Source organism: Flexibacter flexilis DSM 6793 (assembly GCF_900112255.1).
GTDB lineage: Bacteria > Bacteroidota > Bacteroidia > Cytophagales > Flexibacteraceae > Flexibacter > Flexibacter flexilis.
On sequence record NZ_FOLE01000001.1, the window covers coordinates 394,125 to 417,486 of the forward strand.

Here is a 23,362-nt window from a genome sequence, read left to right on the forward strand (position 1 = left end):
TTTTGCAATTAATTTGGATTTAGCAAATAACGCACTGAAAATGAGAGCGTATTATTGAAAGCATTAGAACGAATATTGGCGTTTGGATTGCTAGGAAAAATGTACAACCAATTTTTATTCATGTTTTTGAGGGAATAACTGTGGCGAATATGCAACCCCCAGCGGCTCGCGATGCGGTATTCCAAACCCAACTGCCCACACAAATCCAATTTATGGAAACTGTCTTGCACATCCACAAACCCTAAATTCGTGCCGTTGTCCACGCTGGCCGAAAGCAAGTAGTTAAACGAAAGGCCGCCTTGCAAATGCAATTCGGGGGCATCCGAAATCTGGTAATTAACCAATACAGGCAGTTCTAAATAACTGGTTCTGAATATGATATATGGATAACCTTTATCCAACTCATCATTAGAGGATTTGCTACCTTTTTGCGAAAAAAGTAATTGTGGTTCTACGGAAAACTTGTCGTTGAACGGAAAAGCCGCCGCCACCCCCAATTGCGCACCAGGTTTATTAAATCCGCTCAAACCGTCGCCGTCTATCTGCGAGGCGTTGAGCCCCACAATTACTTTTCCTTCAAAATGTTGTGCTTGCGCAGCTACCACAGCCATTAGCAAACTGGCAGCAGCCAAAACAAGTACACGACTAATTTTATATAAGTAACTATTTATCATGAAGATACGTGTATTTTTCTGTAAAACTACTTGCCCCATTCCGCTGGGTTTTCGCGCCACGCCTTGAGCGTTTGCAACGAATCAGGCGCGATATAGGCTTCATCGGAGGCTACTTTTATCAAAGCCTCATAATCCGACAAGCAATACAACGGCAATTTAGCTGCTGCAAAATTGTCTTTGGCCGCCTGCAACTGATACGTGAATACGGCCACCATGCCCAACACTTGCGCACCCGCTTCGGCTTGTAAGGCCTGCGCGGCCTTCAGTGAGCTGCCACCCGTCGAAACCAAATCTTCAATCACGACAACTTTTTGCCCTGCTTCTACTTTGCCTTCAATCATATTTTTCATGCCATGTTCTTTGGCCGAACTGCGCACATACACAAACGGCAAACCCAAACGGTCGGCAATGAGTGCGCCCTGCGGGATACCTGCCGTTGCTACGCCCGCGATTACTTCCACATCTGGGAACTGCTTGCATACGACATCTACCAGCGCATCACAAATTTGGCTACGCAATGCAGGAAACGAAAGCGTAAGACGATTGTCGCAATAAATCGGTGAAAGCCAGCCCGAACTCCATCGGAAAGGTTGAGAAGGACTAAGTTTGACGGCTTGCACGCGCAAAAGCTCGGAGGCAATTTCTTCGGCTACTGATTTCATGGTGAAATGTGATTAAGAGTTAAATTATGCTGCGAAGATAAAACAAATCGCTCCAAAACATGACTTTTATCCAATCTTAAACCCAAAAACTTGGCCTATATTTGCCCCGTATCCCAAACTTTTTTGAATATGACAATCATTATTGGTGCAGGTATTTCGGGGCTTTCGCTAGCCTATTACTTGCAAAAAGCAGGCAAACCCTATTTGTTGTTTGAGGCCGCCAACCGCGCAGGCGGCTATATCAAAAGCGTAAGAGAAGAAGGTTTTTTGCTGGATACAGGCCCCAATTCCATTTTGTGCGATGCGGCCACCGAACAATTATTCAAGGATTTAGATATTGAAAATCAGGCTATTGAAGCCAACGACGTAAGCAAAGACCGTTTTATTTTCAAAAATGGCGATTATAGAGCGTTGCCATCTTCACCAAAAACATTGCTTACCAGTTCTTTTTTTAGTTGGAAAACAAAATTCAAAATATTAGGCGAGTTCGGCAACAAAACCAAAGCCGCCCCCAACGAAACTTTGGCCGAATTTGTGGCGCGTCGCTTCGGAGACGAGGCCGTAGATTATGCCTTACAACCTTTTGTCAATGGCGTGTACGCTGGCGATTGCCGCCAACTGCTCACAGACAAAACATTTCCCATTTTGTTGGAATATGAAGAAAAATACGGCTCTGTGCTCAAAGGTTTTGCGAAAAATGCAGGCGCAGGCCGCCGCAAATCCATGAACTTCCGCAACGGAATGCAAACACTTACCGACGCGCTTTTTGCCCAACTCGATTATGTGCATTTGGAACACAGCGTGCAATCTATTGAGCATCTCAAAGACGGGCGTTGGCACATAAGTATCAGTACACCAGACGGAAGCACGCGCCAAGAATACACCGACAATCTCGTTATCACGACACCCGCACCCGTAGCTGCAACGCTTTTGGCTAATGCATTTCCACAATTGGCGCAAGCACTTTTGGCCATCGATTACCCGCCAATGGCCATGATTCATACGGCTTACCCCAAAGATGCAGTAGGCTTTTCGCTCAATGGTTTTGGAGGTTTGCATCCGCCCAAAGAAGGTTTGTTTACGGCGGGCAGCATCTGGACAAGTTCGGTGTTTGAAGGCCGCAGCCCCGCCGACAAAGTTTTGTTTACCTCGTTTGTAGGCGGCGTGTTGGCCAGAGAACAAACTTTTTTGTCGGACAAAGAGATTTTGGAAAAAGTAGATGCCGAGCTGCGCAAGCTGTACAGAATTAGTGCACAAAAACCAGCTTATCAGCGCATTACGCGTTGGCAAAAAGCCATTCCGCAATACGACAAAAATCTGAATGCGGTGTACGAATACGCGACCGAAGCCGAAAAAAATCATTTGTATTTGGCCGCCAACTGGTACAAAGGCGTTGCGCTGGCCGATTGTATCCGAAAAGGCCGCGAGTTGGCCGCGAGTTTCTAAACCTTATAGGTTTTAACTCCAGCAAAAAAAACTCCGCAACACTTCATCAGAAAGTTGCGGAGTTTTTTGTTTTATCGAAAAAAGGTTATTTCAACGATTAGTTATTGATTTCAGCAATAATGCGCAATTGATCTTTCAAAGAGTCGATTTCGCGTTGCGCGGCAGCCACTTTGCGTTCTACTTCGCTACGAAGCGCGTCAATGTTACGAGACGATGCAAAGAAACCTAAATTATTGCGCCACAAGTGAATATCATTTTCCAGTTGTGTCATACGGCGGCGAATGTTTTGTTCTTGGCCTTTCACATTTTGGATAACTTCTTGGTTGCGACCGCCTTTGCGTACTTGCGCGGTTAGGCGCAATTTCGCTCTGTCAGCCTCATCAATTTGCTCCGATTGCAAAATATAGTTGTCGGTAGCTTTTAGGTAACGTTGTTGGATTTTGTCTTTTTCTTTACGAGGCACAAAACCAGCCGTTTCAAATTCTTTTTGAAGGGCTTGCAACTCTTCCCAAGTACCTGTTTTGGCGGCGGCGGCAGCTTCCATTTTTTCGCAAGCAGCCACTTTCACAGCCAAATTCTTGATATATTCAGCATCTTGCTCATTCAAGAAAGCACGTTTGCGGTCAAAGAATGTATCAATTGCCTTTTTGAAACGCTCATACGAACTGTTGCGGAATTTATTTGGCACAGCACCGATAAGTTTCCATTGGTTTTGTAATTCTTTGAGCTGGTCGGCAGCCGTATCCCATTCTTCGCTTAGGCTCAAGGCTTCGGCTTGCTCGCAAAGTGCGTTTTTACGCGCCAAGTTATTTTGTTTGGTTTCTTCTAATTTCTTGAAGAACTGGCTCTTATTGGCAAAGAAAATTTTGAAGTTGCCCCAGAATTTCTTCACGATTTCCGCGCCTTTGTTGCGAGGCAAACCGCCCACTTCGTTCCATTCTTTTTGCAAAGTCATCAACTCTTCCGTTTTGGCGTTCCAGTCGTCTATGCGGTCGGAATTGAAAGTAGCCAAAGCCTCTGAGCGTTCGCACAAGATTGTTTTTGCTTGCAAATTGCTGTCTTGTTCTTTGCGGATAGTCTCCACGTACTCGCGGCGGCTTGTATAAATTTTGTCCGAAACCTCTTTGAAGCGATTCCAAAGCGTTTCTTGTTCTGCTTTCGGCACAGGGCCAATATTTTTAAACTCTTCGTGCAAATCGTTGAGTTCTTTTACCGCTTTGTTAAGAGAAGGCTCATTTAGTAGCTTTTCGGCACGCTCGCAAATCTCTAATTTAGCCTCAAAGTTTTTCTTGCGGTCTAACTCTTTGAGCTCGCGATAAATGCTCATGTTGCTGTAAAACTTATCAAGCAAAACGCCATACGTAGCCGACAAGTTGGCCGCTTCGGCAGCAGGCACAGCCCCAATGCTTTTCCATTCTTCTTGTACCTTTTTCACTTGCGCCATGCTTTCGTTGTTTTCGTTTTCAACGATGCCACGCAAACGCTCCAACAATTCTTTTTTGGCTGTAAGGTGCTGAAGTTTAGTTTTTTCCGAATCTTCGATTTGTTTTTTTCTTTTCTCGCGTACACTACGGAATGCGGCATCAAAACGCGAAGCTAAGTTGTCGCCTTTGAAACGAAAATCGCCTTCTTCACCACCATCGGCAATGAATTTGCTTAGTGCTTCGTTGCGTTCGGCTTCTCGCTTGTCGTCGAAAAGGGGTTTAATTTTACGCAAAACAGCGTCAGCGCGTTGCGCATCGGTGTCGTGGCTGAGTTTTTCGGCAAGTTCCACCAATTGCGTTTTGTCGTAGCTACTATAATCTACCTCGGCATCTTCGTGATGCTCGTCTTCGTGTAGCTCGTCCATTACTTCTGGGCTGCTGCTACTAACCTGATTTTCTGTAAGTTCACTGGCGATTTGCTCAGTTTTTTGGTTTTCAGAACCCAATTCGTCGTGTTGCGTTTCCATAATTTAAAAACAAATAAGATAAGTCAATACATTGAACATTTACAAGACGGCACACAGATTTTAACCCTCTGCATACGGTGCTTCGCAGAAGCAAATTTATGTTAAAAATAACGGAAATATCAAAAGAAAGTTTTAGTAAAACAAAAAGTATTAGGCGTGTACAGGTTTTTATATCTTTGCCAATAGGCTCAACCGAAACAACAAATTAGCTTGGAAGCCGAAACATTGTCTTAAAACTCAACTTTTATTTGCACGCAGCATTATGTTCAAACAAAAAATTCAACAAAAATTCTTATTTTTTATTTTGTCGTTGGCCGCTCCCCTATCGGCTTTTGCTCAAAATCAACTGACCGACGAGCATAAAAAACAATTGGGAATCAGCTATCCCGTACAATATACACACGAATACACCGACCGCGCAGGCGCACATTTGCTCGTACTCACTGCCCAACCCAAAGCCGATACAGCGCACAGCAATCTAAAAGCCCTTTGCCTGCAAAACAAGGCGGGAAAATGGGTGAAAGAATGGGAAGCAAACGATTTGCTCATGGGCGAAGAAGAATCTATTTTTTATAGAAATGGGCTAGTGCGTGTGCAAGATTTGGACAAAGACGGACTGGCAGAACCTATTTTGGTATATGCCACTACGGGGCCAAATGGCACAGACGATGGCCGCCTAAAAGTCATTGTATATTATAAGGGTGCAAAATCGGCGATTCGTCATCAAAACGGCGTGTTGGACTTTGAGCGAAACACCCAAATCGACAATACATTTTACAAACTACCCACCAGCGTACAGAAAGGTGTGCAATACGTGATGGTGCAAGCCGGAAAGCAAGACCTAACTATTTTCCCGAGCAATTGGCAAGAATCCATGAGCAAAAAGGCAATCAAAATAAAAAACTAACAAAATGCTGATCGAACTTATTCGCACCAATTCCACTAAACCATCTTTTCAGGAGTTAGTGAAACTCTTGGACAAAGATTTGGCCATCCGCGACGGCGCAGAACACGACTATTACGCCCAATTCAACAAAACAACAGATATTCAACACGTAATCATTGCTTACGAAAATGGCCAACACATCGGTTGCGGGGCATTCAAACCCTTTGGCGAAAACGGCGACACCGTCGAGATTAAGCGTATGTATGTGCTTCCCGAACATCGAGGACAAAAAGTCGCGGCACATATTTTAAATTGTCTGGAAAAGTGGGCGAAAGAGTTGGGCTATAAGGCTTGTGTGTTAGAAACAGGCAAAAAACAACCCGAAGCCATTCGCCTCTACGAACGCGAAGGCTACGCATTCATTCCCAACTACGGGCAATATATCGGCATGGACAATAGCGTTTGTATGCGCAAGGAATTGTAAGTCAGGCCACTGCTTTTTATAATACTTTGGCCTCCCCCAAAAGGAGGCTTTTTTGTTGCTTTTACCTTTCCCCCAACCAATCACTTGATTTCATTGTCAAGGTTCATAATTTCCTACATCGCCCTTCGCATCTGTCAAGAATTCTGCTACATTTGTAAGAGTTGAGGCCGCAAGGCAGCAGCTTTTATACACCAATATACACCAAAAAAATTATCTTATCGTGCCTACACAAGTAATCAACCGAACATCTGTTGAGGTGATGCTTCGTGCCTTCCGACTCATGCACACGGCCAAATGTATGGCCGAACTCTACGACCGAGAGCGTGCCATTTGTGGGAAATACGTGCATAGCACCTCGCGAGGCCACGAAGCCATACAATTGGCAACGGCCTTGCAACTGAAGCCCTCCGATTACCTTGCGCCCTATTACCGCGACGACTCCATGTTGTTGGGCATTGGCCTGCGACCCTCCGAAATGATGATGCAACTCATGGCCAAAGGCAGCGACCCTTTTTCGGGCGGACGTACCTATTACTGCCACCCGTCTTTGCGCCGCGACGGAATGCCCACCATTACGCACCAAAGCTCCGCGACGGGTATGCAAACCATTCCTGCCACAGGCATCGCACAGGCTATCAATTATTTACAACAACAAAGACTCAGACCTGCCAAAGACCAAAGTATTGTAGTTTGCTCCATTGGCGATGGTGCCATGACCGAAGGCGAAGTAGCCGAAGCCCTGCAAATGGCTTGCCTAAAACAGTTGCCTATTTTGTATTTGGTACAAGACAACGACTGGGCGATTTCGGCCACTGGCAAAGAAACTCGCCGCATGGACGCTTACGACTACGCGCAAGGTTTCAAAGGACTTAAACGCAAGCGTATCAACGGCAGCGATTTTTCGGAAGCCTACGCCATTATGACCGATGCTATTGAATATGTGCGACATACGCGAAGCCCGATGCTGGTTTGCGCTAAAGTGCCACTACTAGGCCATCATACGTCGGGCGTGCGCCGCGAATGGTACAGAAGTCCCGAAAACCTCGCACATCATGCCATCAACGACCCGATTATTGTACTGCACGAACAGCTACTTTCCGACGGGATTAGCTCCCACGAGTTGGAGGAAATAGCGCAACAAGCGGCCCTTTACGTGGAACAAGAATACAGCATTGCATTACAAGCCCCAAACCCTGACCCAAGTACAGCCACCAATCATATTTTTGCCCCAACTCCCATCCAAGTCGAAACAGGCGAACGCTTGCCGCCCAATGCCGAAAAAGTATTGATGGTGGACGCGGCTTTGCACGCCATAGACGACATTTTGGCACAATATCCAGAGGCTATTTTTTATGGACAAGACGTAGGTGGACAGCTCGGCGGAGTGTTTCGGGAGGCGGCTTTATTGGCCAAAAAATACGGCGACCACCGCGTTTTTAATACCCCAATTCAAGAAGCCTACATCGTGGGTTCGACCGTCGGGATGTCGGCGGCGGGTGCCAAACCCATCGTAGAAATTCAGTTTGCCGACTACATTTGGCCGAGTCTGAACCAGTTGGTAGAAGAGGTTTCCAAGTCTTGTTATTTATCGGAAGGAAAATTCCCTGTACAAACACTTATCCGTGTACCGATTGGAGCATATGGTAGCGGCGGCCCTTATCATTCGGGCAGTGTGGAATCTACTTTGCTCACTATCAAGGGAATAAAAGTAGTGTATCCGTCCAACGCCGCCGACATGAAAGGACTCATGAAAGCCGCCTTTTTAGACCCCAATCCCGTGATTATGCTTGAGCATAAGGGTTTGTATTGGTCGAAAGTACAAGACACGGAAGAAGCCAAAACCTTTGAGCCTGACGAAAACTATATTGTGCCGCTTGGCCTTGCCAATTGCGTGCTGTCGGCCAGTGCGGAGGCTTTAGCCAAAGGCCAAACCGCTGCCGTGATTACCTACGGAATGGGGGTTTATTGGGCAAAAGCTGCCGCCAAAAACTTTGCGGGACAAATTGAAATTTTGGATTTGCGGACACTGCACCCCCTCGACTGGGAAAGTGTAGAAAAAACGGTTCGGACACATGGCAAAGTACTGATTCTGACAGAAGAACCTTTAGAAAATTCTTTTGCCGAATCGTTGGCGGGACGCATTGCAAAGCATTGTTTTGAGCGTTTGGACGCACCAGTTTTTACGCTTGGTGCCGAAAACGTACCAGCCATTCCGCTCAATTCGACTTTAGAGAAAGCCATATTGCCCAATGTCGAAAAAGTAACAGCTCAATTGCAGGAGCTTTTAGCGTATTAGTAAATATTTAGTTTGTGATTGAATTTGTATAAAAGCAAAAAACACTTTCGTTCCAGTTGTAAGGATTAACGAAAGTGTTTTTTTATTTTACTGATAATCAGTTGTTTATTTTTCTAACAAAGCAATTGCATTTTTGTATTTGAGGATATTGCTTACTGGCCAAACCGTGCCAGCACCGACTAGCAATCCTAAAATCGCGACACGAATCATCAGTTTCGTCGTCAGCGCATCAAAGCCCATTCTTTTCAATAAAATCTTAAAAATAAGCCAAACACAGAATGCAAACAAAGCGGCAATTATTACGAGCAAGGCCAAATCCAGCACCTGTAAGCTTATGGCATCGCTTTCTAACTTGCCAATACGCTGTACTCGAATCAGTTGGGCGGCTGCGTCTTGCCCTGCTGCGAGCAGCAAGAAATAGATCGAAATAGCCGAAAGAGATAGTAAAAAAGTAAATTTTTGCATGAATCAAATATTCTTAGAGTGGAATTTTAGTGCGAATTTACAATGAATATTTATTTAGTTCAAAAAAAATTACATACTTTTTTTCTCCCACATAGCTAATTTTTGCAATAAAACTTCATTTTCTGCCTGCGTTCCTACCGAAATTCTCAAACAATCAGAACATAATATAACATTAGCTCTATTTCTTACTATTACCTGATTATCAATCAAATAATCAAATATCTGTTTGGCATTAAGCATCTGCACTAATAAGAAATTCGCATCCGAAACGTGGATTTTCTGTACAAAGGAAAAAGTTTCTAAAGCTGCGGCCAAACTTACACGCTGATGCAAAATCTCGGCTACCATTGCGTCTTTTTCTGATTCGTGCAGAAGAGACTCCAATACGATTTGCTGCGTAACCAAACTAATATTGTATGGTGGTTTGATTTTGTTCAGAACGGCAATAGGGCCCGCTTGGGCAAAAGCCATCCCCACGCGCAACCCCGCCAATCCCCATGCCTTAGAAAAGGTCTGGATAATCACCAAATTGGGGTAGCTGTCCAGCTTACTGAGCCACGAAGTTTCGGGACAAAAATCTATGTACGCCTCATCGAGTATCACGATGCCCTCGAACGTGTCCAGTAGCGTCTGGATATGTTGCGGGTTCAGAGCATTGCCTGTCGGGTTGTTGGGCGAACAGATAAACAATATTTTGGTTTGGGGTGTAATGGCAGCTTGCACAGCCGCCACATCTATCTGATAATCAGCAGTAAGTGGCACGCGCACAATACCAACATTATTGATATTGGCACTTACTTCGTACATGCCGTAAGTGGGCGGCATGATCAGGATTTGGTCGTGCGAGGGCTTGCAAAACGCCCGAATGAGCAAGTCGATGGCCTCATCGCTGCCATTGCCCAAGAAAATTTGGTTGGGATTTACGCCCTTAATCCGAGCCAATTCGGTTTTGATGGCGTGCTGGTATGGGTCAGGGTAGCGATTATAATTTTGCGAACTACCCACCGAACCCAATGGGTTTTCGTTGGCATCCAAAAAAACGCCCTCCGAACCCGTGTACTCATCGCGTGCCGACGAATACGGGGCTAAGGCCAAAATATGAGGCTGTAATAATTCCGTAAAAGGTTTCACTTTTTCATGTTTTTATTTCCTAAAAAATATATTTTTGCCAGAGGCTCACCCCAAACCTAAATATCTATTTCGGATTTTGAAAATAAAACACCGCACATCATGCAAACACCTACCCAAACAACCAACTGGAACAGTTGGAGGCGCATCTTTCTGATTTCATTCTTTGTGTTGTGCACGGCCTATTGGACGGGCTATTACATCGGCAAAAACCGCTACGACGCCGAAAAAATGGAACTGCGGGCAGAAGTAAATCAACTCCACGAACAGTTAGACTCTTTGCAGCAAACGCATCAGCAACTTTTGGACAAATACGAGGCAAAGAAATAGCTTCTTTTTATTTAAACCTTCCCTACTATTCCCATGAAAAATATATACAAAACCATAGGCGTTTTTTTCAGTATTAGTATTCTAACAAGAATACTAATTATCTATATTCCGAGTATAGAAATTTGGGTGCCTTATTTTTTCTTTTTAGTAAGAATCTGTTTTATTTTTTATACTATTTATCTAATCAATTATTTCAAAATAAACCTCAAAAATCTATTTGAAAATAAAATACTTGTGACTATTATTTCCGCTGTATTTATTTATTATAGCATTGACTGGGTAAATGAGGCCATCACAGAAAAACACGCTATTATAAGCATACCAGCGCATGTTTTCTTTTTTGTCAGACAAATGAATGTTGGCATTTTTGAAGAATTGTTTTTTAGGGTTTTGGTGTTCACTATTATTTTAAGAAAACAAGACAACAATCCAGAATATTCCCATAAATTATTGCAAAAACCCATTGCAAAAGCAACTTTATGGAGCAGCCTTTTATTTGGATTAGTACATCTTATAAATATCGGTTTTGAATCCGTACCCGTTGTCTTATCTGTATGCAATCAGGTTATATCTGCAATTGGAATCGGGATTTTATTCCAAGCAATATTGCTCAGAACCAAAAATATAGCATTCGTGGCATTGATACACGGATTAGTTGATTATTTGGGAGGCTACAATAGCAAAATGTTACAAATAACAACAGATGTAAGTCAATACGGATACAAAGAAGCATTGATTACATTTTTAGTTATTTCTTTGGCAAATTTCATTATTTTAATTCCTTTATCTATGATAATTGCTACACCAATTCTGCAAAAACAAGACTGGAAATGGGAATAATCTAATCCGTATCTCTATTCGAGAATCGCGACAAAAGCTCGGACAAATGTGCTATTTCCGCTTCTCTATCAGCGAGCATTTTCTCGTAATTACTTTTTAATTCCTCCATATTTTTTTCTAAAGATTCAGTATCCGAATGCGGCAATAACGACGGTGGTAATATCTCTGCTAAAGAAACATTCAGTACTTGTGTTATTTGTACCAATTGCTTCACAGACAATACGGTTCTGTCATTTTCGAGGGCAGAATAGGCCGCCTGCGAAATGCCAATTTGACTGGCCACGTATTCTTGGGTAAAGTTTCGGGAGGCTCTCAAGGCGCGGAGTTTACGGCCTAATTGCATGGGAGTTTGGAGATTAGATTTGTTTAAAATGACTATCACAAACATAACACACAACGACCAATTGCACAAATTTTTTCTACATTATTTGTAACACTGATAAATTATAAGATTTTCAAATAAGCTCGTATTACTTTTATACAGACCTTTGTGAAAACCAAAGGAATAAAACCAAAATCCTTAGCCTAAACAACAGGTGGCGCACGCTGAAAAGCCTTAAGAGTAAGCAATCTTAAAACTTTTTTTTATTATGAAAAAATTATTGTTAGCAGCACTAAGCCTACTTGTAGGGACTGTGATTGTAGTATCTTGTAGTCAAGAAAATATTGAACCTAAACAAGCTATTCCCCAAAAAACAATTGAGAGTAAAAATTTCAAAGTAAATAGTAATAGTATTTATTTTAAAATTTTCAACAATAGTATACAATCACATATTGATACTAAACGGTTTGGTTCTTTTAACTTAGACCAGATGTTTGTTGTAAATCAAAATATTAATGGAAAGGAAGGATTCATATTAAATATTCCATTAAAAAATAATACAAATACAAGTAAAGTGTCGGGCGAAAATTTGGAGTCACTAACAGCTACAAACTTGGTTATTTTGATGGATACATTATATACAGATAAGGTGATAACTCTAATAGAACAATCTAACATATTGGAAATGAAAGATGGCCTGCCATCCCATATGCAAAGATTTCTGTATACATACGATTCTAAAATTATAGGTGGAGGTGAAACTTTAGGTAAAGACAGTACCATATATTACGAAACAGATAGCACTATTGTTTACTATAATGAAGATGGTACAACATTTCGTCCAACAGGTTTTAACAAATGCTATAAACAACAGGTTGATGAATGTGCCGAAATAGCAGTATGTGATGTTTATTGTACTTTTAATATACTATGCAAACCTACATTCGTAATGGTTTGTGCATTACAAAGTTTTTGGTCATCAATAGGATTTACAAGCTAAAACATACTACAAAACATGAATGCTACATCTAAAATTTTAATATCTATCGGTTTAAATATTGTTAGTATATTTTGCTGGGAGTATAGTTGTATTGCTCATACACAGGAGTTATCCTCGCTTATTATTTCAAGTATAGGTATTCTCTGTTTTATCTCAAGTACTATATTAGTATATAATGTATGCAGAGAAAGTAGTAAAAATATAATTAATGCCTTACTTGTATTTCTTACTATTGCCTTACCTACACATAGTATATTAAAGTTAAATAAATATTATCCAATAATTTCATCGTTGTTATTTATTATTCTAATTGCAATGACAATACTTGCATACCAACAAATATATCTTTTCATAAAAAGAAAAGTAACACATAAATAACCAAAAAGACCAAGTAATTGTACTTTTACTTGGTCTTTTTTTATATCTATCCCAACCGATATTCTACGCCTTCCAAACCTCGCAACTGATACAATAATTCGTTACTGGGGTTTACTTTGTAGGCTTTGGAAAACATCGAGATACGCAAAGAACCATCTTCAGAAACCAGTTCCGTGTTGAGTTGTACTGTTCCCTGATGCGACTTGGCCAACTGCTCCAGCGTGTCGATGTGCAACAAGGAAAGCGTATCCAAATTCATTTTGATATTCAGGGCTTTACAATATTTTCCGCGCAACTCATTGAGCAATTCCATTTCCATTACTTTTAGTTCGTGTTGGTCGGTAGAGCCATAACGCGGCTGCATTTTGCCCCGAATACTCACAAAACGATTTAGCTCAATGTAATTTCCAAATTTCACGTAGTCTTGCCCGAACAAAGCCAACTCCAGCGTAGCGTTGTGGTCTTCTATCGAAAACAGTACAAACGGATTGCCTGTCTTGGTTTGCTTAATGACTTTTTTGGTAACAATGCCGCCCACGCGCAATTCTTTCACATCCTTGAACTTGTCCACTTCATCAAGGCCGCAAGTACAAAACGCCTGAATGTCGGGCAAAAATTGGTCTAACGGGTGGCCAGAAATATAAAAACCGACTACTTCTTTTTCGTTTTTGAGTTTTTCCAAATCGCCCCAAACTTCGCAATCGGGCGGATTGGGCGGCGCAAAACCCGTGTTACTGCTGCCTGCTCCACCGCCAAACAACGACACTTGCGCGGCGGCTTTTTCGGCGGCGGCTTGGTTGGCATACCGAATTATTTTTTCGATAAAAGTAACCGTATCGCCTTGCGCTGTGGCAAAATACTGCGCACGATGCAAACCGAAACAGTCGAAAGCTCCCGCATACGCCAAACTTTCAAACGTCTTTTTGTTTACGGTACGCAAGTTTACGCGCGTGGCAAAATCAAAAATATCCTTGTACGCGCCGTTGGCGTTGCGCTCCTCGATGATGCTTTCTACGGCGGCTTCGCCCGTGCCTTTGATTGCCCCCAAACCAAAACGAATTTGGCGTTGCTTGTTCACCCCGAAAGTAGTCAAACTCTCGTTGATGTCTGGCCCCAACACCAGCAAGTTCATGCGCCTACATTCTTCCAAGAAAAACGTAATTTTCTCGATATTGCCCAGCGAGTTGGTAAGCACGGCGGCCATGTATTCTTCGGGGTAATGGGCTTTGAGGTAAGCCGTTTGGAACGCCACAAACGCATAACACGTGGAGTGCGATTTGTTGAAGGCATACGAAGCGAAGGCCTCCCAGTCCGTCCAGATTTTCTCCAAAACCTTCGGGTCGTGGCCTTTGGTGGTGGCGTTGTCGATGAACTGCGGCTTTAGTTTGTCGAGTGTTTTGCGGTCTTTTTTACCCATCGCCTTACGCAACACATCGGCATCGCCTTTGGTAAAGCCCGCCAACTTCTGCGACAAAAGCATTACTTGTTCCTGATAAACCGTAATTCCGTAGGTTTCTTTCAGGTATTCCTCCATGTCGGCCAAATCGTAGGCAATCGCCTCGCGGCCATGCTTACGCGCGATAAAGTTGGGGATATATTCCAAAGGACCTGGCCGATACAAGGCGTTCATGGCGATAAGGTCATCAAACTTATCGGGCTTGAGGTCTTTCAGGTATTTTTGCATCCCCGCACTTTCAAACTGGAACGTTGCGTTGGTTTCGCCGCGTTGGTAAAGCAAATAGGTTTTGGCATCGTCGAGCGGAATCCCGTCTATATCTATCTCAACATCATAGTTTTGTTTAATCAAATTGAGCGCGTCGCGAATAATAGACAAGGTTTTTAGCCCCAAAAAGTCCATTTTGATTACGCCCGCATCTTCGATTACCTTTCCTTCGTATTGCGTAACGAGCAAGTCCGAATCTTTGGCCGTAGCCACTGGAATAATTTCGGTGAGGTCTTTGGGGGCAATAATGATGCCCGCCGCGTGTATGCCCGTGCCGCGCACCGAACCTTCCAACACCAAGGCTTCTTTGATTACTTGGGCGGCGGTGTCCGTGCCTTGCGCGATTTCGCGAAGTTTGCGGCAATTTTCTATATCATCAGGATTGAGTTTTTCTTTTTGTTCGAGGCTGTCGTCGGTTTGCGTAAGTGGTGCTTGCATTACCCTACCCAACTTAATACCAGGTTTGTCGGGGACGAGTTTGGCCAATGCGTTGGCTTCAGCCAAAGGCAAATCCAGCACACGCGCCACGTCTTTGATACTCATTTTGGCGGCCATCGTGCCGTAAGTGGCGATTTGGGCTACTTGGTTGCGGCCATATTTTTGTACTACATAGTCAATTACCCTTTGGCGGCCTTCGTCGTCGAAGTCCGTATCAATATCGGGCATCGACTTACGGTCGGGGTTCAAGAAACGTTCGAACAGCAAATTGTATTTGATGGGGTCAATGTTGGTAATCCCGACGCAGTAGGCTACCGCCGAACCTGCCGCCGAGCCGCGCCCCGGCCCCACGAAAACACCCAAATCGCGCCCCGCTTTGATGAAGTCGGCCACGATAAGGAAGTAACCCGCAAAACCCATTGTTCGAATCGTAAACAACTCGAATTTGAGACGGTCTTCGACCTCTGGCGTAATTTCTTTGTAACGCTCGCGTGCACCCTCAAAAGTCATGTGCTCCAAATAATCGTCCTGCGTGGCGAAGCCTTCAGGGATTTGGTAGTTGGGCAACAAAATATCTTGTTTGAGCTTGAGCGTTTCTACTTTGTCCGCGATTTCGTTGGTGTTGTCGATGGCTTGCGGCACATCAGCAAACAACGTGGACATTTCGTTGGTATTTTTAAAATAAAATTGGTCGTTGAAAAACCCGAAACGGTGGCCTTTGGGCTTTTTCTCGTCTTCGTCGCCTTTCCAAACGGGTGTTTTTTGCAACTCGCCTGTGTTCACACAAAGCAAAATATCGTGGGCGTTAAAGTCCTGTTGGTTAATGTAATGTGAGTCGTTGGTGGCGATAATTTTCACATTATATTTTTTAGCAAAACGCAAAAGCACTTCGTTTACTTTCTCTTGTTCGCCCATACCGTGCCGCTGCAATTCCACGTAGTAATCTTCTCCAAAAATATCAAGCCACCATTTAAAGAGTTTTTCGGCTTCGGCTTCGCCCTGCGACAAAATCGCCTGCGGCACTTCAGCCCCAATGCAACAAGTGGTCGCAATCAGGCCTTTGTGGTATTTAAGAATCAACTCTTTGTCGATGCGCGGATATTTGCCGTACAACCCTTCGATGTAGCCCAACGAGCAGAGTTTGACTAAGTTGCGGTAACCTTCGGCATTTTTGGCCAAAAAAAGCTGGTGGTAACGGCGGTCTCTTTCTTCTTTGGTAAACTGGCGTTTGTGGCGGTCTTTTACCAAATAAAACTCACAACCCACAATGGGCTTAATGCCTTGTTTGGCGGCTTCGGCCACAAACTCAAACACCCCAAACATATTGCCGTGGTCGGTAATGGCGACGGCGGGCATGTTGTCGGCATGGGCTTTTTTGATCATGTTTTTGATGGAGGCCGCCCCGTCGAGCAACGAAAATTGCGTATGACAGTGCAAATGGCTGAAAGTGGGCATATATTCAGAATGTTTTATTTCAATTAACAAAAAGCAGTGCAGGAAATTCCCTTTAATCTGAAACAAAAATAACCATTGCCCACGACAAAACGTGTCGGACAATGGTTAAATTATTTTTGTTCATATACAAAAACACCTCTAAGTAACGTGCTTAGAGGATATTTTGTAAACAATAAAAAAATTAAAAGAGGAAACTAAAAATCAATATCATTCACTTAAATCATCACTACAATAGAAAAGACGAAAGCGTCCCGACTACCTCCCGAAACGAGAGCGGCGAAGTAGGCACTTCGGCACGGCGGCGCAAACGTACATCACCCGTTACAAACCAAACAGCAATGCATTCAGCCTTAGAACGTACATAAATCATGTTGTTGTACACGTCCGAAATTACTTTAGCGGCATCAAATTCTTGGTTCGGAACAAGGCTGTCGAGCAAATGGCTCTGTGTTTCTGCCAGAAAATAAGTACCAGCGACAAACAAATCGTCTATGATATGTACTTGCATCGTAACAGATTGGCCAGCGAAGTGTTCGGTGTACCAAAAAATTTCGTAAATGGTACGTCCTTCGCGTTGGTGCGTGATATGTTCGGGCACACCCAACGTCTCGATTACATCATGAACCGAAGCACCCAAAATCAAACCTTTAAATCTTACACTTTCACGTACTTTGATAGCCGTGTTCGGCGTTGCTAATATCGCAGCTAATTCAGACAAGGTTGGCGTTGGTTGTGCTTCATACTTTTTGTTCGTAATTGCAGTTTGCCCCCTTGAGATATTATGTAAAGTAGGCAGCGATAAAATTTCACGAAAAAGCATAAGAGCAAAGGTAATTTTGGTTATCAACTAAAATAATATATATAATTTTACTGTGTTAAGGTTTTTGTGTGTTTTATTTGGAACTGATCGAAACAAAAATAATATGAATAATCATAGGTCTTTTGCTTTTTTAGATAAAAACTTGTTATTTCACGATGAAATTAGCTATTAGTCCGACGAATCATTTTGTCCCTAAACTGTTGTAAACTTGAAAACAAACAAAACATATTCTTGTGTACTAATTGATGACGATGCAGGTTCGAGACTTATCTTAGAACACTACATTAAGCTCAATCCACAGTTAGACCTTCGTGCCTCTTTGGGCGATGGTGCAGAGGGGCTTCGTTATCTTCTTGAACATCAAGATACTGACATATTATTTTTAGATATTCAGATGCCGCAAATGACTGGGATAGAATTGTTGAAAGTGTTACCCAAAATGCCTGAAACCATTCTGATTACCTCTCAAACGGATTTTGCCATAGACGCTTATGCCCTCAACGTAACAGACTATTTGGTAAAACCACCAGAATATGCCCGTTTTTGTAAAGCAGTCGAGAAAATATTGGACAAACTCGCCTACAATGCCCAAAAAAATGCAGCGCAAAATCCTACCAATAACGAAGAGAATAGCAAAGATATTTTCGTGAAGGTGAGTAACAAGATGATTAAAATTGATTTGGAGACGGTACTTTACGTGGAGGCATTGTCCGATTACGTGCTTATTGCTACAGAAAATGCCAAACACGTGGTATATTCTACGCTCAAAGCCGTAAGCGATCGCCTACCCAGCAGTTCTTTTATGCGAATTCATCGCTCCTATATCGTTAATCTAAAGAAAATAAGAGCCGTAGAAGACAATTCTGTACTCATTGAAAACAAACTCATTCCGATAAGTAAATCTTATCAGACAGAATTTTACAACCACCTCAATACGCTTTAAGGTACTGCCATTTATATTACACACTAAAACAAAGGTCTATGAATAAAATTCGATACAGTTTAGAGGATATTAGAGGCTTGGTTAATCGTTTCGAAAACGTAAAACAAGCAGGTATCTTAATGATTACAGAACTAAAAGAGCTTATCAACGAAAATCCTCAACTCATTGAGTTGATTGATTCTGATTACCAGTTTCTGTATTTCAGATATTTTGACCTTAATTTTTTGGTACAAATCGAAGTGATTTCGACAAAAATTGAAAATGCAACAGGGGTTATCAAAACCTACATGATGACCGAACAAAACAGTGCATTAGCTTTAGAAAATGTAGAATTTACCTTCGACGATTCGGGCAACATTCAGCTCAAAGATGATTTGTATATCCTCACGACAGAGGTTTTCCCTTACTTCTTTGTGAGCAAGCTCACAGAATTTGTACTAAAAGAAAAACTCATTATCCGTCCGCAAGCCGAATTGGCCAAATATATGCGCTAATCAAAAATTACCCTTATAAATAAAAAGGCCCTCTTTCTCAGAGGGCTTTTTTATTTTGGTATCAATGAAAAATCAGGGCGAAAGGCGTTCTATTTTCCAGTTTTCGGCGGGCTGCAACGTGTAGGCGATGCGGTCGTGTAGGCGGCTGGGGCGGCCTTGCCAAAACTCCAAGCGGTCGGCCATCAGGCGATACCCGCCCCACCCTTCTGGGCGCGGCAATGGCTCTTCTTCGCCATATTGGGCAAGCAGTTCGCTAATGCGGCGTTCGATGACCGAACGGTCTTCGATGGGTTGGCTCTGCGAGGAAGCCCAAGCCCCCAAACGGCTCATGCGCGGGCGGCTATGAAAATATTCGTCCGACTCCTGCGCCGACACACGTTCCATAAAACCCTCTACCCTCACCTGCCGTTCGAGTTCTGGCCAAAAAAACGTCATGGCGGCGGCGGCGTTTTGGTTCAAATCGTGTCCTTTGCGGCTGTTGTAATTCGTAAAAAACACAAAGCCTCTGTCCACGCCTTTGAGCAACAAAATACGCCCTGATGGGCGACCTTCCACCGAAACCGTTGCCAAGTTCATGGCCGTTGGTTCGTGTACTTCGGATTTGATGGCTTCGTCCAACCAATGTTGGAACTGTAAAATAGGATTAGGGTTTACGTCGTTAATGTCCAACGAGCGCAAACTATAATCTTTGCGGATAGCCGCAATTTCTTTATAGTGATGTGTTGTCATGGCAGTAAGGTTTGTCCAAAAACAAGCAATAATTATGGCCGCAAACATAAAACTTTTTGCGCCTGCAACCACTCCAAAGAAGTATTTGTTAGGCTAAAAAGGTACACATGCGCCTTTTTTTAGCAAAAAACAGAAGGAATTTTGAAAAAAGGTTGTGTATATTTCAATCTTTTCTAATCATTGCAAAGAATAAAATCAGGAATCAATGCTCATAACAAAAGGAACGATACTTATTTCCGAACCATTTTTGCAAGATGCAAACTTTATACGCACCGTAATTCTGCTATGCGAACATAGCGAAACGGGTTCGTTTGGTTTTGTGTTGAACAAGCCTACCAATTTCATGTTGCAGGAAGTGTCGGAAGAAGTCATACAAAACGATATGCCCTTGTTTGTGGGAGGCCCTGTGGAACAAAACACGTTACACTACATACACAACGTACCGCATCTAATCGAAGAAAGCATCAATGTAGCCGACGGCGTGCAGTGGGGCGGCCATTACGAACAAGTAAAAGAGCTTATCAATAGTTTTCAGATAAATGCCGAACAAATACGCTTCTTTTTGGGCTATTCGGGTTGGGGCGAAGGACAGTTGGAGGCCGAAATCAAAGACAAAGTTTGGATTACGAGCAACGTAGGCCACGACCTTATTTTTACGACACCTCCCGAACACCTTTGGCGCGAAATACTCAAACGTATGGGCGGCGAATACCGCGCAATGGCCAATTATCCCATAGACCCGCGCCTGAATTAGCGGCTGTCGCAGACTTTTTTCACCAAAATACCGTTAATTTTTACTTACATTTGTGGGCTAAGGCCGCCGCAAGATGACGCGCCGCCGTCCGAATGTTTCAATCATAAACCGCAAACGAATGACATTCTCCAATGAAGTAGAAGCCGCTAACGCCATGAAGGCTTCTTTCAAAGCCTTACAAGCCGAAATCGGTAAAGTAATCGTCGGGCAAGACGAAGTAGTAAAACAAGTACTGACGGCCATTTTCTGTCAAGGTCACTGCCTACTCGTAGGCGTGCCAGGATTGGCCAAAACATTACTTATCCAAACCATTTCCTCCGCATTGGATTTGAATTTTAACAGGATACAATTTACGCCCGACCTTATGCCTTCAGACATTTTGGGTTCGGAAACATTGGACACAAACCGCAATTTCAAATTCGTAAAAGGGCCGATTTTCTCCAATATCATTTTGGCCGACGAGATAAACCGTACGCCACCCAAGACGCAAGCCGCGTTGTTGGAGTCTATGCAAGAATATTCCGTTACGATTGCTGGCCAACGCTACGCCCTCGAACGTCCGTTTTTTGTATTGGCCACCCAAAATCCCATTGAGCAGGAAGGAACGTATCCGTTGCCAGAAGCACAACTTGACCGCTTCATGTTCAATATTTTGTTGGATTATCCGAGCTACGAAGCCGAAGTGCAAATCGTGAAAGCGACCACCACGCACTCGCGCCCAACGGCCAACAAAATTATTTCGGCAGAAGAAATAAAAGCGTTTCAGGATTTGGTGCGCAAAGTGCCCGTGCCCGACAACGTGATAGAATACGCCGTGCGTTTGGTACACAAAACCCGTCCGCGTACAAGTGGTGCCGTAGCTGACACCAACCAGTATTTGGAATGGGGCGCAGGGCCTCGCGCTTCGCAATATTTGGTGTTGGGGGCAAAATGTAACGCTTTGCTTGCGGGAAAATATTCGCCCGACATCGAAGACGTGCAAGCCGTAGCCACGCCGATTTTGCGTCACCGCATCGTGCGCAACTTCAAGGCCGAAGCCGAAGAAGTAAGCGTGGACGAGATTATCAAAAAACTTTTATAACCAATACAAAATCAAGCAGATACCTGCACTACAATGCAAGATTCACAGCAAAAGTCCCAAGACTTTTACAAATATTATTTAGTTAGTTTGTTGGTCATTGGCATAGACCAAGCCGTAAAACTGGGCGTTCATTTCAATATGGAATACGGCGCAGCGGGCGAAATCAAAATTTTTGGCGACTGGTTCAAACTCTATTACATCCGCAATCCTGGCATGGCCTTCGGCATGGAACTTGGCCACCAATACGGCAAACTGATGCTGAGTGTTTTTAGGCTTTTTGCCATGTTTGCCATTGCCTATTATTTGCGCTATTTGGCGATTCGCCACACGCACAAAGGCTTTTTGTATTGCTTGGCTTTGATTCTGGGCGGTGCAGTCGGCAATTTGGTGGACAGTATTTTTTATGGCGTTTGGCTGGATATTCCTGCGCCTAATGCCAGCACGCCTTGGTTTCATGGGCAAGTGGTGGATATGCTGTACGTGGATTTGTGGCAAGGCATTTTGCCCGACTGGGTGCCGATTTGGGGCGGGGAGTTTTTCTCGTTTTGGCCGATTTTCAACATCGCCGATTCCGCGATTTTTGTGGGCGTAGTTGCGATTCTGATTTTCCAGAATACGTTTTTCCCGCAACCCAAAGACGCTGAAAGCAACGCGCCAGCCGAAAAAAAAGAAACGGAGTAATTGACTTATAAATAAAAAAAATTAGTTTTGCAGCCTCAAAAAAAACGGGGTGTAGCGCAGCTCGGTAGCGCGCTTGCATGGGGTGCAAGAGGTCGTGGGTTCAAATCCCGCCACCCCGACCAACAAAAAGCCAGTGGTACTTTATGGTGCTACTGGCTTTTTTTGTGTTTCAGGCAAATTAGGTCTTATAAAAATACCAAAACACTTGTAAATGTCTCGCGACTTATTGAAAATAAAGTATTTAGACGAACAACGAAATGTGCATTTTACTATCGTTGAATTTAATAACGGGGAAATTACAAACAAGGTTGGATAAAAATACCTGCCTGCAACATTATGTTTGCGAAAAAGCGGACGCTAAGGTATGTAATTTAGGCTTTTGCACTTTCCACAAACATTGTGCATATAATAAGAGAAGTACTATTTAATCCCGCCTTTCGCAATTTTTTTCCGTTGTAGTAAATTCAATTCAAACATACAGATTTTAAATATTAGATATAAATCATTATTTTTGCAACTTTCTAATGTTTAACACCGTTATAAAATTGCAAAATAATAACCATTACGACATAGAAGTAACTTTAAATGAAGAAAGATTACAATATCTTTTTGCAAGTATTGGTAACTCTACTATAATTAAAGCTATTGAATACAGTCCAATAACACTTTTGGGCAATAGGGTTGTATATAATTTAGGTTTTGGGGATTATGATGAAGAAAGTAAAACAATAATAGACAACATAAACAGTAATAATGGAGATATGTACACTGTGTTTAATACAGTTTTGCATACAGTTCCATTATTTTTTGAATCAAAACCAGATTGTGTATTATATGTATGCGGTAGTGATTCAACTGAAAATTTTAAGGAGAGCTGTTTACCATTTTGTGAAAAGAAATGTAATGAGTTTTGCAAAAAAGAAAATCAACGAATTAAAACATACAGATATTTTGTAGATAAAAATTTTGAAAACCTAAGTAACAATTATATTTTTTTCGGGAAAAATCGAACAGCAAATAACACTTTTGTCCAATATGTACCAGGCCATGAATATCATGATATTTTGGTATATAAAAAAAATAATTAATTTTCCGCTCTCGAATGAATATTAATTTATAGATTTGAGCAAGCTTACTTATAAAGTTAGGAGTTATGAAAAAAATAGTAGAAACAAAAAGAATAATTGATATTCCTAAAGACGCTAAAGTTAAATTTAGTTCTGTAGCAGCGAATATCAAGGATAAAAAGTTGTTTCAAACCAAAATTGAAGCAGCTAAAAAATCATTGGAAGGCTTTAAAACTTTGCCTATTTAAAAAAACGTCAAACATTATAGAATAGAATCTGGATTAAAAAATCCAGATTTTTTAATTTATAATACAA

At 42.6% G+C, this 23,362-nt stretch carries 23 protein-coding genes and 1 tRNA gene; 15 read left to right on the forward strand and 9 right to left on the reverse strand.

All coding sequences use genetic code 11. The features are described from left to right. Positions 1–8 precede the first annotated feature (8 nt). Both BM090_RS01660 and pyrE read right to left on the reverse strand, forming a co-directional pair. Complete coding sequence (locus BM090_RS01660; RefSeq protein ID WP_221405319.1) at positions 9–674, reverse strand: porin family protein; 666 nt, start codon at positions 672–674, stop codon at positions 9–11. Between the two features lie 26 nt (positions 675–700). Continuing rightward, positions 701–1,336: an orotate phosphoribosyltransferase gene (pyrE, locus tag BM090_RS01665; protein WP_091506255.1), complete on the reverse strand. Its 636-nt coding sequence runs from the start codon at positions 1,334–1,336 to the stop codon at positions 701–703. Positions 1,337–1,465: 129 nt separating this feature from the next. On the opposite strand from pyrE, the gene hemG reads away from it, so the two are divergent. Then, positions 1,466–2,782 (forward strand): protoporphyrinogen oxidase, encoded by a 1,317-nt coding sequence (gene hemG / locus BM090_RS01670; RefSeq protein WP_091506260.1) that lies wholly within the window; start codon positions 1,466–1,468, stop codon positions 2,780–2,782. A gap of 97 nt (positions 2,783–2,879) precedes the next feature. On the opposite strand, the gene BM090_RS01675 is transcribed toward hemG, so the two are convergent. After that, positions 2,880–4,733 (reverse strand): DUF349 domain-containing protein, encoded by a 1,854-nt coding sequence (locus BM090_RS01675; RefSeq protein ID WP_091506264.1) that lies wholly within the window; start codon positions 4,731–4,733, stop codon positions 2,880–2,882. Positions 4,734–4,995: 262 nt separating this feature from the next. On the opposite strand from BM090_RS01675, the gene BM090_RS01680 reads away from it, so the two are divergent. From BM090_RS01680 to BM090_RS01690, 3 genes are all read left to right on the forward strand, one after another. Continuing rightward, on the forward strand, positions 4,996–5,640 hold the full coding sequence (locus tag BM090_RS01680; RefSeq protein WP_091506267.1) for a M949_RS01915 family surface polysaccharide biosynthesis protein: 645 nt from the start codon (positions 4,996–4,998) through the stop codon (positions 5,638–5,640). 4 nt (positions 5,641–5,644) lie between these two features. Next, positions 5,645–6,103 carry a GNAT family N-acetyltransferase gene (locus BM090_RS01685; RefSeq protein WP_091506270.1) on the forward strand — a complete coding sequence of 153 codons (459 nt, stop codon included), beginning with the start codon at positions 5,645–5,647 and terminating at the stop codon, positions 6,101–6,103. 220 nt (positions 6,104–6,323) lie between these two features. Continuing rightward, positions 6,324–8,399: an alpha-ketoacid dehydrogenase subunit alpha/beta gene (locus BM090_RS01690; protein ID WP_245756666.1), complete on the forward strand. Its 2,076-nt coding sequence runs from the start codon at positions 6,324–6,326 to the stop codon at positions 8,397–8,399. A gap of 105 nt (positions 8,400–8,504) precedes the next feature. On the opposite strand, the gene BM090_RS01695 is transcribed toward BM090_RS01690, so the two are convergent. Then, complete coding sequence (locus tag BM090_RS01695; protein ID WP_091506272.1) at positions 8,505–8,864, reverse strand: hypothetical protein; 360 nt, start codon at positions 8,862–8,864, stop codon at positions 8,505–8,507. A gap of 69 nt (positions 8,865–8,933) precedes the next feature. Then, positions 8,934–9,995: a histidinol-phosphate transaminase gene (hisC, locus tag BM090_RS01700; protein WP_091506274.1), complete on the reverse strand. Its 1,062-nt coding sequence runs from the start codon at positions 9,993–9,995 to the stop codon at positions 8,934–8,936. 99 nt (positions 9,996–10,094) lie between these two features. On the opposite strand from hisC, the gene BM090_RS01705 reads away from it, so the two are divergent. Then, positions 10,095–10,322: a hypothetical protein gene (locus BM090_RS01705; RefSeq protein ID WP_091506278.1), complete on the forward strand. Its 228-nt coding sequence runs from the start codon at positions 10,095–10,097 to the stop codon at positions 10,320–10,322. Between the two features lie 33 nt (positions 10,323–10,355). Then, positions 10,356–11,162, forward strand: a complete 807-nt coding sequence (locus tag BM090_RS01710; protein WP_091506282.1) for a CPBP family intramembrane glutamic endopeptidase — start codon at positions 10,356–10,358, stop codon at positions 11,160–11,162. A 1-nt stretch (position 11,163) separates the two neighbouring features. On the opposite strand, the gene BM090_RS01715 is transcribed toward BM090_RS01710, so the two are convergent. Continuing rightward, positions 11,164–11,505: a helix-turn-helix domain-containing protein gene (locus BM090_RS01715; RefSeq protein WP_177199809.1), complete on the reverse strand. Its 342-nt coding sequence runs from the start codon at positions 11,503–11,505 to the stop codon at positions 11,164–11,166. Positions 11,506–11,752: 247 nt separating this feature from the next. Between BM090_RS01715 and BM090_RS01720 the strand changes: the two genes are divergently transcribed. After that, a complete protein-coding gene (locus tag BM090_RS01720) occupies positions 11,753–12,484 on the forward strand; it encodes a hypothetical protein (RefSeq protein WP_091506287.1) in 732 nt (243 codons plus the stop codon). A 424-nt stretch (positions 12,485–12,908) separates the two neighbouring features. Here the strand turns inward: BM090_RS01720 and dnaE are convergent, their stop codons facing one another. Together dnaE and BM090_RS01730 are read right to left on the reverse strand one after the other, a co-directional pair. Then, the gene (dnaE, locus tag BM090_RS01725) at positions 12,909–16,478 is read right to left on the reverse strand and encodes a DNA polymerase III subunit alpha (protein ID WP_091506291.1); all 3,570 of its coding nucleotides are present in this window, start codon (positions 16,476–16,478) and stop codon (positions 12,909–12,911) included. Between the two features lie 226 nt (positions 16,479–16,704). Next, entirely contained in the window at positions 16,705–17,196 is a 492-nt protein-coding gene (locus BM090_RS01730) for a hypothetical protein (RefSeq protein ID WP_143083835.1), read from the reverse strand. Between the two features lie 310 nt (positions 17,197–17,506). On the opposite strand from BM090_RS01730, the gene BM090_RS01735 reads away from it, so the two are divergent. Further along, positions 17,507–18,241: a LytR/AlgR family response regulator transcription factor gene (locus BM090_RS01735; RefSeq protein WP_091506297.1), complete on the forward strand. Its 735-nt coding sequence runs from the start codon at positions 17,507–17,509 to the stop codon at positions 18,239–18,241. A gap of 38 nt (positions 18,242–18,279) precedes the next feature. Continuing rightward, positions 18,280–18,735 (forward strand): hypothetical protein, encoded by a 456-nt coding sequence (locus tag BM090_RS01740; RefSeq protein ID WP_091506301.1) that lies wholly within the window; start codon positions 18,280–18,282, stop codon positions 18,733–18,735. A 72-nt stretch (positions 18,736–18,807) separates the two neighbouring features. On the opposite strand, the gene pdxH is transcribed toward BM090_RS01740, so the two are convergent. Next, positions 18,808–19,464 carry a pyridoxamine 5'-phosphate oxidase gene (gene pdxH, locus BM090_RS01745; RefSeq protein ID WP_091507792.1) on the reverse strand — a complete coding sequence of 219 codons (657 nt, stop codon included), beginning with the start codon at positions 19,462–19,464 and terminating at the stop codon, positions 18,808–18,810. A gap of 205 nt (positions 19,465–19,669) precedes the next feature. On the opposite strand from pdxH, the gene BM090_RS01750 reads away from it, so the two are divergent. The 6 genes from BM090_RS01750 to BM090_RS18255 all read left to right on the forward strand — a co-directional run bounded on the left by BM090_RS01750 (position 19,670) and on the right by BM090_RS18255 (position 23,295). After that, the gene (locus BM090_RS01750) at positions 19,670–20,218 is read left to right on the forward strand and encodes a YqgE/AlgH family protein (protein WP_091506304.1); all 549 of its coding nucleotides are present in this window, start codon (positions 19,670–19,672) and stop codon (positions 20,216–20,218) included. Between the two features lie 118 nt (positions 20,219–20,336). Next, positions 20,337–21,299, forward strand: coding sequence for an AAA family ATPase (locus BM090_RS01755; RefSeq protein ID WP_091507794.1), 963 nt, complete (start codon positions 20,337–20,339; stop codon positions 21,297–21,299). 33 nt (positions 21,300–21,332) lie between these two features. Beyond that, complete coding sequence (locus BM090_RS01760; RefSeq protein WP_091506307.1) at positions 21,333–21,980, forward strand: lipoprotein signal peptidase; 648 nt, start codon at positions 21,333–21,335, stop codon at positions 21,978–21,980. Between the two features lie 45 nt (positions 21,981–22,025). Further along, a tRNA-Pro gene (locus BM090_RS01765) sits at positions 22,026–22,102 on the forward strand. Positions 22,103–22,525: 423 nt separating this feature from the next. Next, positions 22,526–23,068 (forward strand): DUF6934 family protein, encoded by a 543-nt coding sequence (locus BM090_RS01770; RefSeq protein WP_221405320.1) that lies wholly within the window; start codon positions 22,526–22,528, stop codon positions 23,066–23,068. 65 nt (positions 23,069–23,133) lie between these two features. Further along, entirely contained in the window at positions 23,134–23,295 is a 162-nt protein-coding gene (locus BM090_RS18255; protein ID WP_177199810.1) for a hypothetical protein, read from the forward strand. Positions 23,296–23,362 lie beyond the last annotated feature (67 nt).